This is a genomic window from Streptococcus sp. GP0011, assembly GCF_030546305.1.
GTDB lineage: Bacteria > Bacillota > Bacilli > Lactobacillales > Streptococcaceae > Streptococcus.
In genome coordinates this window covers 62,643-75,450 of record NZ_JAUONR010000010.1, presented here as the reverse complement: position 1 = coordinate 75,450, position 12,808 = coordinate 62,643, and the positions used below count along the sequence as shown (strand labels likewise).

The following is a 12,808-nucleotide window of genomic DNA, read 5'->3' as shown; positions in this document are numbered from 1 at the left end:
AATTCCCAAGTACCGACGAAGTGGGCATCCGCTCCATTGATGGTTTCTGATGCCTTGTCGTAGGACTTGAAGCTCCAAGTACCTTCTGCTGTCTTCACTTCCGTTTTACTTGGCTGAGTTGGAGTCGCTTGACTACCATCTTTCAAGTCTGTTTGGTCTGATGGAAGCAAGGTTTTCACTTCTTGTGGAAGGTCTTTGCCTGGAGTTCCGCTAACAAATTCGTGTGTTGCCTTGTAAGTTGGTGCTGGGGTGAATTCCCAAGTACCGACAAAGTGGGCGTCCGCTCCATTGATGGTTTCTGATGCCTTGTCATAAGACTTAAAGCTCCAAGTGCCTTCTGCTGTCTTCACTTCTGTTTTACTTGGTTGAGTTGGCGTTACTTGAGTACCATTAGACAAGTTCTTATCTGTCGCTGGAAGCAAGTCTTTCACTTCTTGTGGAAGATCTTTACCTGGGGTCCCACTCACAAACTCATGATGTTTTTCATAAAGAAGGGCAGTGCTTACCTGATTAGAAGGAGCTGATAAATTATCAACATGCAATGTTACAGTATTGTCAATCTTTTCAGGACCTTTTTCTTCTACTTTTTTGTTGGTAGCTGTTTTATAAGTGATAATAATCTCAGCGGCAGAATTTGATTTTATGTACTCAGGTGTCATTTTAACAGTAACTGTTTGACCTGACTTCTCAATCGTATAGTCACGTCCTTCTTGCAGAGTCACTCCACCTGATTCAACTTTAAGTTCTTTATAGTCCAAGCGATCATCAAAATTCTGAACCATTTCGATAGATGAAGGCGTTGCTAAAATGTCCTTACCTGGAACCGGAACTTTAAACGTAGCTTTATAGGTTACATCTTGTCCTTCCTTAGCTGGAATCTCTGTAGGATCCACTGCTAGAACAGGGCTCGGATCAATTTTTTCAATATAAAGACCAAAGACGGCCGAAGCAACCTCTGTTGATGAGTAACCAAAATTCATACTATTACTATTTGATCGAAGGGCAAAACCAGAGATATTGTTCTCAGAATAGCTACCGCTTGTAATCTGAGTTGCTACCCAAGCAGTTCGATCTCCTTGATCTTCCTGTCTTAAAACATTGGCATTATTCATCAAACGAAGATTAACATCATTTTGATAATCTTTAACATAGAAGGTTTCCTTCAAGTTGTTGGCATCCATTGCATCGATGTCTGTTGGCTTCATAACCAACTTCAAATCTGTCTCGGAACCATCTGCATAACGCAACTCTGCTGTTACATCCGCATCAAGCCAAAAAGCCTTATTCATAATGTAGTCATGAGCCGCATCTACATAGGGAACATTCCCAATTTCAAAAGCACTACTTTCCCATAATTCAGAAATTGAGAAAAATTCAACAGTAGATTTTTGAGCACTATTCATCTCAGATTCTGCCTGAGCAGTATTAAGATAGTGTAGGGTTACTTTATTGAAATTTAGATAAGCATCTACTTGCTTACCATTGACTGTCCCAATATTTGTGAATTTTAGAGAAAGAGGATTTTCGAAAACTTGATCCTGTTTTTTACTTTTATCTACTTTAAGAGTAAAGTTTTCCATCTCGCCTGGATAGGCACCACCCCAGAGATATTCATAGTGGGGATTCGATAAATGAAACTGATCAACAGCCTGTGATTTAGATAAAACACTAAAATTGTTGATGTTCAAATTAAACTTACGAATATCCAAGGTTGAGATATCCGTTCCGTTTTTTATTTCTTCTAAAGCCGCATAAGATTGAAGCGGAAGAAGAAAAATAGAAAAAAGTAAAACGACTAATCCGAGAAAAGCCTGTTTTTTTCTACTGAAAATAGTAGAAAAAGGCATTCTCATGCGATATTTCCATTTCATAATGTACCTCCAAAATTAAAAATGATTATTTAATCATTTCAAAAGAAATATTCATCTCATTTTAACACAAAAAAAGGGCAATTAAAAGTAGATTATAGATAAAAATTTATTATTTTGTATTTCCAGATTGTCAATTTTCGGTGAGAATAATTAAAATATAAAAATTTTAGAAAAGGCGTTTACACTATGTGAATAACTGTTTTATAGTTAATCCTATTATCACTCTATGAGTTTCATAACGTACTCAAGCCACACATAAACATTAATATATTTAATTTTTTATAAAGAAAGAACCCAAGAATAAATTCTGGGTTCTTTTTAGTATTTCTCGTACAAAAGATACTTTTGTATATTAGAGAGCCTTAGTCCTTCTTACGAGCGACAAAGCCTACTAGACCGGCGATAAATAAACCAATCATTGAAAGAAGACTGGTAGAAGCTGTACCTGTGCTTGGTAGAACTTTCTTATCTTGGCTTGCAGTTTCTTCTTTCTTAGTGCTTTCAGCTTGGTTCCCTGTTATTGCAGTATCATTCTTATCACCGTTGGTTGTTGTAGGAGTTACTTTCTTAGTTCCAACTTCAACAATCTCATCTACTGCTGGAGTGGTGATTGTGCTTGATTTCTCAACTCGACCTGTTTCAACGCCGTCTGTGTAAGTCACTGTATAAACAATGGTGCGAACACCCTTCTTACCAGCTGTCTTCACTTGACGACTTCCTTCTGGAAGATCTGGATTTGTGACTTCCTTAGTTTGGAAGGCAACATCTTCTGTCTTCGTTTCTTCCTTAGTCGTTACAACTGGGGCTACTACTTTCTTAGTTCCAACTTCGACAACTTCGTCTACTGCTGGAGTAGTGATTGTGTTGGATTTCTCAACACGACCTGTTTCAACGCCGTCTGTGTAAGTCACTGTATAAACAATGGTACGAACACCCTTCTTACCAGCTGTCTTCACTTGACGAGTTCCTTCTGGAAGATCTGGATTTGTTACTTCCTTAGTTTGGAAAGCAACTTCTTCCGTCTTGGTCTCTTCCTTAGTCGTTACAACTGGGGCTACTACTTTCTTAGTTCCAACTTCGACAACTTCGTCTACTGCTGGAGTGGTGATTGTGTTTGATTTCTCAACACGACCTGTTTCAACACCGTCTGTGTAAGTCACTGTTTCAACAATGGTACGAACACCTTTTTGCCCAGCTGTTTTCACTCGGCGAACACCTTCAGCTAAGAGTGCATTTTCAACCTCACGAGTCTGGAAGGCAACTTCTTCAGTTTTGGTTACTTCCTTAGTGGTTACAACAGCTTTCCCACCGGTATAGGTAATCTTGTTTTTTGCAGCTTTCTTAGTCTTGCGTGAAACTTCTTTACGAGATTTTTCAACACCATCCACTTTTGTCACTTCATAAGTGACTTCATCGACACCTTCTTCACCTTCTTCAACACGCGTTTGACCTTTATCCAGTGCTGGGTCTACTTTCGTTTCTTCTTTGAAAGCAACTTTTTCCTCTACAGTCACTGTTTCTTTGGTTTCTACACCTGTTTTCTTAGTTCCAACTTCGATGATTTCTTCTACTGGTTCTTTAATTACTGTTTGGCTCTTTCTATCACGTTTTTTCTCAACGTCATTTACCAAAGTAACATCCCAAACAACTTTCTTCTGACCTTTTTCTCCCGCTTGTTTTACCTTTCGAGTACCTTCAGCGAGGTCTGCATTGTTTTCTGTCCGAGATGGGTAAGGAATCTCCTCAGTAGTTGTGACTTCTTGATGTTCTTCTTTTAAATCTCCCCCAGTGAGAAGTGCCTCAGCCTTAGCTTTTAAAGAATTGTAGCGAGCTTCAAGCGCCGCAAAACTTTTTTGACCTTCTGGACTCTTCATTGCCTTCTTTGCAGTCTCAAAAAAATTCTTTGCTTCTTCTACATCACCCTCTAGGAGTTCTTTATTATCCTCATCTGGACTATTTGTAAAATCCTTAATTGAAGATTCTATACTATCAAGCATTCTTTTGAACGTATTTGCAATACTTCGCTCTTGGCCATCTGGAATTTCTTCATCTTCCGCTGGTGTCTCTTCCGCATGCACTGTTGGAATTTGATACAAGTCGGGAGCTACATGATAAGTGGCTACTCCAAGTGCATTTAAAGCAAGTATAGAAATTCCTAACTTTAATAATTTTTTTCTACTCATTATTCTTTCCTTAACACTTTCAATATACAGTAAGGAGAAGAGTAAAATTTTCTACTCTCCTCTTACTATATGATACTAACGTTCAGCTTTACGCTTCCAAACTAGAAGTCCAGCAAGTCCTAGAGCTAGAGCTGCAAGTACTCCAAAGATTGAAGATCCTTCAGAACCTGTATTTGGCAATGTTTTCTTAGGTTCTGCTGGAGGAACGGTTCCACCTGGTGGCGGAGTTTGTGGTTTTTCTGGTGTTGGTGGTGTTGGTGGGAACACCACAACTTTGTTGGTAGTTTTTGGCTTTGGATTATGGTTAAAGCTTACTTTTGCCGTATTTGGTACACCTGTCGCGAATTGTGCAAAATCTGTTCCTTCTCTGAAGTTGGTATAAAGAACGAGAGTTACTTTACTTCCCTTCAAGGCTTCAAGAACATCCTTATCGCTGATTTCAAGAGTTACAATGTTTTTAGCTTCATCGTAAGTAATAGTGGCAATTGCTTCCAACTCTTTACCTACTAATTCACCACGATCATTTGAAGCCTTACTCAATTTATCAATAGCTGCTTGAAGCTTAGTTTGAGCTTCTTTTAGCTTCTTGATTTCATTTTCGAGTTTCTCTTGTTGTTGTTTCTTATCAGCTGGTGCCAATTCTGCTTCTTTCTCAGCTGGTGCTTGAAGTTTAGCCAAGGTTTCTTCAGCTGCTTTCAACTCTGCTTCCAAGCTTGCAAGACCTTGACTTGGCTCGCTAGTTGCAGGTTTCTTATCTTCTGTTGCAGAAGAATCAGATGTAGCTGGTGTTGTTTCTTCAGCAGCTGTTGCTGGAGTAGCTGGTGTTGTAGTTTCAGCTGGTTTAGCTGGTTGCGCTGCCTTAGCTGCTTCCAACTTCGCTTTCAATTCAGCCACTTTAGCTTCCGCCGCTTTTAGGTCTTCCTTCTTGTTATTCTCTGTTGAGGTCTCATCAGTTGACTTACCTGTCAAAGCTTTCAGTTCCTTCTCTGCCTGTTCAACTTGGGCTTGAAGAGCTGCTTTGAGCTTGTCAAACTGAGCGTTTTCAACTTTAAGAGCGATTCGGTCTTTATTGACTTTCAAAACTGAATGGATTTCATCACTGATCGTGAATTTCGTCAAATTTGTCTTGACAAGACGACCGTATTGATCCTTCTTGGCATTTCCATTTTCATCCACTGGATCCGTTGGAACCGGAGTAGTGATATCGAAGCGGAAAGTATCTGTTGCATTTGGCAAGTTGTATGAAGTCCCTGGTGTTGATCCATTTTCTGGTCCAACTGTCTTAGCAGGTTCACCTGGTGTCGGATCTGTTGGTTTTTCTGGGTCACGTGGTTTCACCGTTACCGGTTTTGATTCCTTGCTGCCAGATTGACCATTGGCATCCTTGAAGTTGACAGTTGCTTTGTTTGGTACCAATTGGTCCTTATAAGCTTTCAAATCGCTATTCGCTTTGAGTTTAGCTGGGATGTACAATTGAATCTCTTTGAAGCCTTTTAGTCGAGCGAAATCTTTCACTTTTACAGTGACAGTATTTCCCTTAACACTTGTTTCAAGAGCTCCATTTGCATCACGACCATCCACATAGGCTACTGGCGTATCAGCGATTGCCAAGACCGGTTCGAGTGTATCTGTGACTGTGAACTCTTTGTACTTATCAATATCTTTTGGCAAAGCGGTATTGACATTATACATGTATGGTGCGTCGTATTCCACATCCAAGTGGTCCAAGGTACGATTAATCTTCTTAGAAATTTCTGGTTCTGGTTCTTTTGGAACGACTACCGGAACTTTATTCGAATCTTTGTGTAGCCCTGGTTTGTGTGGGAACTTCGCGTCATAAGAAGCTGTATTTGGAACAGTGAATCCACGATCTGTTAGATATGGAGTCAAATCAGCTCCCGCTTTAATCTTCGCAGTGAAGCTCAATTCAACTGCTTGACCACCATTTGCTTTCACTTGCTCTTTTGTAAGTGTCAAGGTAATGGTTTGACCTTCTACCTTGATTTGGCTAGCGTCAAGCGCTTGACCATTCAAGCTCGCGTTTGCTGAACCTGCATAATCAAGAACAGATTCAAGTGTATCACTTACACTGAAGACTGTCGCATCTGTTGGAACACTTGTTTTCACGTTGTAGGTGAAGACTTGATCACGATCAGCGAGTGTTTCTTCAGCTTTCGTGTTGACATCTTTCTTGATTTCTGGCTCTTCTGGAGTCGGTGGCGTTACTGGAACTTCATTGGAATCCTTAGTGAAGCCTGGTTTGTTTGGAAGATCTACCTTGTAAGCTGCCTTGTTCGGAACCTTGATTGACTTATCTTCTGTTACATAATCAGACAAGTTAGCACCCGCTTTGATCTTAGCGTCGAATGTTAATTCAACTGCTTGACCACCATTGGCTTTGACTTGTTCTTCTGTAAGCGTCAAGGTAATGGTTTGACCTTCTACCTTGATTTGGCTAGCGTCAAGAGCTTGACCATTCAATTTAGCACTTGAAGTTCCTGCGAACTCAAGAACATCCACTAGTGTATCCGTTACCGCGAAGACTGTCGCATCTTGCGCTACTGTTGTTTTCACGTTGTAAGTGAAGACTTGGTCACGTTTGTCAAGAGTTTCAGCTTCTTTGCCGTTCACATCTTTCTTGATTTCTGGTTCTTCTGGTGTTGGCGGCGTTACTGGGACTTCATTAGAGTCTTTCGTAAAGCCTGGCTTGTTTGGAAGATCTGCCTTGTAAGCTGCCTTGTTAGGAACTTTCACAGTCTTATCTTCTGATAGGTAAGCAGACAAGTTTGCGCCGGCTTTGATCTTCGCGTCGAATGTTAATTCAACTGCTTGACCGCCATTGGCTTTCACTTGATCTTCTGTAAGCGTCAAGGTAATCGTTTGTCCTTCTACCTTGATTTGGCTAGCATCAAGAGCTTGACCATTCAATTTAGCACTTGAAGTTCCTGCGAACTCAAGAACATCTTCGATCTTATCGGTTACGCTGAAGGCTGTCGCATCTTGCGCTACTCTTGTTTTCACGTTGTATGTGAAGACTTGGTCACGTTTGCCAAGAGTTTCAGCTTCTTTGCCGTTCACATCTTTCTTGATCTCTGGCTCTTCTGGTGTTGGAGGTGTTACTGGGACTTCATTAGAATCCTTGTGCACACCTGGTTTGTGTGGGAAGCTTGCGTCATAAGAAGCCTTATTTGGAATCTGTGTACGGCCGTCTTCCTTCACATATGCAGACAAGTTCGCGCCAGCTTTGATCTTCGCGTCGAACGTTAATTCAACAGCTTGACCGCCATTGGCTTTCACTTGGTCTTCTGTGAGCGTCAAGGTAATGGTTTGACCTTCTACCTTGATTTGGCTAGCATCAAGAGCTTGATCGTTCAATTTAGCACTTGAAGTTCCTGCGAATTCAAGAACGTCCACTAGGGTATCTGTGACTGAGAAGGCTGTCGCATCTTGCGCTACACTTGTTTTCACGTTGTAAGTGAAGACTTCATCACGTTTCGCAAGTGTTGCTGATTCTTTGCCGTTCACATCTTTCTTGATTTCTGGCACTTCTGGTGTTGGTGGCGTTACTGGGACTTCGTTAGAGTCCTTGTGCACTCCTGGTTTGTGCGGGAAGCTTGCGTCATAAGAAGCCTTATTCGGAATCTGTGTACGACCGTCTTCCTTCACATACGCTGACAAGTTCGCACCAGCTTTGATCTTCGCGTCGAATGTTAATTCAACTGCTTGACCGCCATTGGCTTTGACTTGTTCTTCTGTAAGCGTCAAGGTAATGGTTTGACCTTCTACCTTGATTTGGCTAGCATCAAGAGCTTGACCATTCAATTTAGCACTTGAAGTTCCTGCGAACTCAAGAACATCTTCGATCTTATCGGTTACGCTGAAGGCTGTCGCATCTTGCGCTACTCTTGTTTTCACGTTGTATGTGAAGACTTGGTCACGTTTGCCAAGAGTTTCAGCTTCTTTGCCGTTCACATCTTTCTTGATTTCTGGTTCTTCTGGAGTCGGTGGAGTTACTGGAACTTCATTGGAATCCTTGTGATATCTTGGATTATGATCAATATCATAAGAAGCCTTATTCGGAATCTCTGTCTTACCATCTTTATTCACATAAGCTGATAAGTTGGCATTATCTCTAATCTTAGCCTTGAAATTCACTTCAATAGACTTACCAGCATCTGCTTTTACAGAAGCTTCTGTAAAGGTAACTTTGATCACTTGGCCAGAGATTGTCACTGTCGCCTTCGATCCTGCATCCTCACCATCAAGTTTAACAGTAGCTGAAGCATTCTCACCAACAAATTCTAGAACTTCTTTCAACTCGTCTGTCATCTCAAACACAGTTGCATTGGCAGGCATTGTTGTTTTCAAAGTATAAGTAAATTCTTCATTACGTTTTGCAAGATCGTAACGTTCTGCTCCGTTTACTTCCTTCTTAAGCTCTGGAGTTGTTGTTGGCGGTGGAGTGACAGTGACTGGTTTTGATTCTTTCTTAGAATCAGGATTATCATTAATGATGTAGCTAGCAGTATTTGGTACTACCGGCTTGTCTTTTGATTCATTTGGATAAGCCGCTAAGAGTGCATCAAAGGTAATGCCTTCCTTCACCTTAGCCTTAAATGAAACTTGTACAGCTTTACCAGCATATTGTTTCACTTGCTCTTTACCAAATGTGACCGTCAAACGTTGACCTTCTGTTGTTACAGTGAGGTCTTGAACAGCTTGGCCATCAACAGTGACCGTTGCTTCTCCTTCAAATGCCAATTCTTTGACGATATCATCTGAAATGGTAAAGGTATCTGCCACATGTGGAACCGTTGAGTCAATCGTATAAGTAAAGATTTCTGATAACTTACCAAGATCTGCGTGTTCCTGACCATTCACCTTCTTCGTGATTGGTGGTGGTGTAACAGTGACCGGCTTGGTTTCTTTCTCACCTTGTTGGTCATTCTTGTTGGTGTAAGTAATCTTAGCTTTGTTCTCAATAGATGGAACAGTTGAGCCTTTCTTCACTTTGGCATGAATCACGAGCTCTACTTCTTGGTTACCGTAGTCACCCGCATTCGCAAAATCTTTCATCGTTGCAGTCACGGTTTGACCTTGAACTGTTACATCGAAGAATTTCGCTGCAGCTCCCTTGATTTCAGCTTGACCTGGAGTCAAGTTCTCATCCAAGGTATCCGTTACAACGAAGGACTTGTACGTTGTAATATCATTTGGCAATTTCGCTTTGATATTATAAGTAAAGTCGGTTTCTGCACCGATTGTTGCCTCTGTCAGTGTTTCGTTGATTTTCTTATCAACACCTGGTTCTGAAGGAGGGGTTACGGTGACAGGTTTCGTTTCTTTTTCTCCGCTATGATCGTTCTTATCTGTGAAGCTGAACTTCGCAGTATTTGGAATGTTGATACGAGTCACTCCATCATTGATCTTAGCCGGAATAATCAATTCCACTTCTTGACCAGCAAGGTCTGTAGCGTTCGCAAAGTCCTTCATCGTTGCAGTCACGGTTTGACCCTTAACTGTTACATCGAAGAAGGCTGTAGCCGCTCCTTTGATAACTGGTTTGCTTGAAGTTTCATTGATAACTGACAAATCTCCTTCAAGTGTATCTGTAATCACAAATTTCTTGTAATCTGTAATATCTGTTGGAAGTTTTGTCTTAATGTTGTAGTTATACGCTTGACCTGTCGCGATATCTAAGTGATCAAGGGTTTCATTGATCTTCTTCGTTACAGGAGGTGGCGTTACGGTGACAGGTTTCGATTCAACTTCTTTCTCTACATTATTCTCATTTGTAAAGGAAATAGAAGCCTTGTTTTCAATGGTTGTACCTGTCACACCATTTTTAACTTTTGCAGGAATGACTAGTTCAACAGTTGAGTATTTTGCAAGTTCACCAAACTGACCATCCTTCACCGTTGCCGTAATCTCTTGGTCATTGGTGTGGATATCAAAGAGTGCCGCTGCAGAACCTTTAATACTTACGTCGCCTGCAAGTTCCAAATTAGCATCCAGTGTATCACGAATCACAAATTTCTTGTAATTGGCAACATCACTTGGTACTGCTGTTGTAATGTTGTAGTTGTATGGTTGCCCATCAAACGTTTGGAAGCTATCCAAGTTCTCATTAATCTTCTTATCAATAGAAGGTTCTTTTGGTTTTGGTGGGGTAACCGTTACTTTATTCGATGTTTTCTTGATATCATTCAAGGCAACATCTGCCGTGTTAGGTACTTTTATTTGACCATCTTCCTTATATTTAGAAAGGTCAGCACCCGGACGAATCTTAGCCTTGAAGGTCAATTCAAGGTATTGAACATCTTTAGTTTTACGACGCGTTACCTTACGTGAGATTTTTTCAAGTTGAGTTTTATCAAGAGTCAGTGAAACAGTTTGACCTTCAACTTTTGTAGCAGTTTTCAACTCAGTATTATCTTTTTCACCAAGTTTTACATTCAAGCTATCTGCCTGAACTTCCAACTCTGAAACAACTGTATCCGTAAGGCTGAATGTATCTGCAATGCCTGGCCATGGAACAGTCACCTTGTACTCGAAGAGTTCTTCTTCTTTCTTAAGATCTTCATGTTCCTTACCATTGACCTTCTTTGTAACTTCTGTCTCGACTGGTGGTTTGACATAGACTGGGTTTGAGCGTCGAATTGTACTTGGTTTGTCAGCTGTTTTAGCATGGTTACTTGGATCAGGATTATTATCCTCACCATTCCACATGATATTACCCTGGTTCAGCAAACCGAAACCATCATTATCCTGAAGAAGGGCCATAAATTCTTTGCTCGCTTGATTATTGCGATATTGCTCCTTCAAGCGAACGGTAATGGTCATTTTAGCTTTTTGAAGCACTAAGTATTCATAACCATTCACACTTGGTACATCCGCAACAACAACTTCTCGGTCGTTTCCAAGATCGTCCTTTTGCTTCACAACACGTGTCAGGATAGTACCTTCTGGGCCAGACGCATGATGACCTACAACTTCCAAACGATAGTCAAGAGGGTCAGTCAGCATAACATTTTTCTTGAACTCATATGGAGCGTTGTTAAAGTTGTAATCTACTGTATAAGTAAATGTTTCATCTTTGGCAGACAAGTTCGCTGCATAGGATGGTTTTTTTGTTAATTGAAGCGGATCTTCAATAGTACCAGTATCATTGCTTTGATCTTGGTCTGCAATTTTCTTGGTGGCACTTGGGTAACAGTATTCAAGTTTTTGAACTTCTACAGTTTCTTTCGAACCACCGATTGTTTCAGTCGCAAAATCACCAACTTTAAATTTACCAGTCAGCTCAGGAACTGGAACTGTCTCCTTAACTGGTTTGTAGTCTGCAGGAGGGTCTTGCTCATCATCCTCATCAACTTGTTCAGCATGTGCTTCCTTACTCAAATCATAGTCAAACTTGTTGTTTCCTGGATTAAAGACACTCTCTGGAACAGAGATTGTAACCTTGTCTCCTTCTTGAACAATCTTACCACGAATTTCTTTCTTCGAATCGGTAACCTTTGATACAATCTTCTTACCATTAATTCGAACTGCATCTACCTTATATCCTGGAGTAACTTCAAACTCACCTTTGATATCTTCTTTAACCAGAGCAGCACCAACAGATTCTAGAACTCGACTTGAGAATTTATTGATATCGCTTTGTTCATTAACATAGAAGGAAACATCTTTTCCATTGATATTTTTAGCTGGAGAAGCCATCCCCTCTAATGCTTCATGGAAAATCTCTTGGACACTTCGGTTATCCCCTATATCAAAATATTTTGAATAACCTTCTTTATATGTGTCATAGTACTGAGCTTTGGAATTCGCAAAGATTGTTACGTCTTCCCAGAAACCAACTACTACTGTTCCTTCAGAACCAACAACATTTTTAAGTCTTGTAGATGCTTCCTTAACCTCTTTCACACGCCCTAAAACGTTTTGAGACGCCTCTGTTAGTTCATTAAAATTCCATGCACGTGTAAGAATATTGTTCCGATAGTCACTGTACTCTAGACGAACCTTACCATCAGGGTCACGTTTCCCATTGGCAACACCATCCGTAATCAAAAGAAAGATAGTTTTACGACCATTAGCCATATTCCCTTTTCTTTCATTATATTGAGCAATGACATCGTCAATAGCTGGAACAGTTGGTGTTCCTCCCGCTACTTTAATATTATTAATGAATTGATGGATATCATTTTGGTCAGAAGACAAGTTACTTGCCTTGTATTTGTAATCATAGTCAGGTCCCCAACTACCATAAACATCTTTACGGCCTGTAAAATCGTTATTGTAGTAGTAGTTGTATCCATCTGCACCTTGGAAGGTCGCCATCATAACCCGGTCTGATGTATCTGGATTATCAGTCTTAACCAAACGTGGGTTATTTTCATCATACTCTTCTTCCTTCACAAATGTCGTCAGAGTTTTTAAAGCATTCTGGACATTTGGAATGGTGTTCTTAAATGATCCACTCGCATCCTGCAAGATTACCAAATCCACTGGTTTTCTAGGCAGGCGCCAGCTAATTTTTTCCGTTTTTTCAATTTTACGGGAACATCCATTTTGTGTTATCTTTGTATTTCCACCTACTTCAATAGTACTACCGCCTTCATTTGCTGCAGCGCTACCAAGTAGCTGTCCCATTAAGGCTAATGGAACAGATAAGAATAAAATGATAAACAATATGGAGACCTTTTTAATGAAATCTCTCATTGCTATTTCTGAAATCCTATTGTGATTTCTTCT

3 protein-coding genes are annotated in these 12,808 nt (G+C 40.5%); all 3 read right to left on the bottom strand.

Translation table 11 applies throughout. The annotated features are described in order from the left end of the window. Positions 1 to 1,871 (bottom strand): isopeptide-forming domain-containing fimbrial protein (locus Q4443_RS09665; protein WP_303408328.1); only part of this gene is annotated, 1,871 nt, incomplete at its 3' end. Between the two features lie 362 nt (positions 1,872 to 2,233). Next, entirely contained in the window at positions 2,234 to 4,054 is a 1,821-nt protein-coding gene (locus tag Q4443_RS09660) for a G5 domain-containing protein (RefSeq protein WP_303408327.1), read from the bottom strand. A 75-nt stretch (positions 4,055 to 4,129) separates the two neighbouring features. Next, positions 4,130 to 12,775 (bottom strand): LPXTG-anchored isopeptide-forming adhesin PadA, encoded by an 8,646-nt coding sequence (padA, locus tag Q4443_RS09655; RefSeq protein WP_303408326.1) that lies wholly within the window; start codon positions 12,773 to 12,775, stop codon positions 4,130 to 4,132. Positions 12,776 to 12,808 lie beyond the last annotated feature (33 nt).

Excerpts from the sequence above, each read along its gene's own strand:
- Q4443_RS09660 (WP_303408327.1), bottom strand. The coding sequence starts at position 4,054 with ATGAGTAGAAAAAAATTATTAAAGTTAGGAATTTCTATACTTGCTTTA.
- padA (WP_303408326.1), bottom strand. The coding sequence starts at position 12,775 with ATGAGAGATTTCATTAAAAAGGTCTCCATATTGTTTATCATTTTATTC.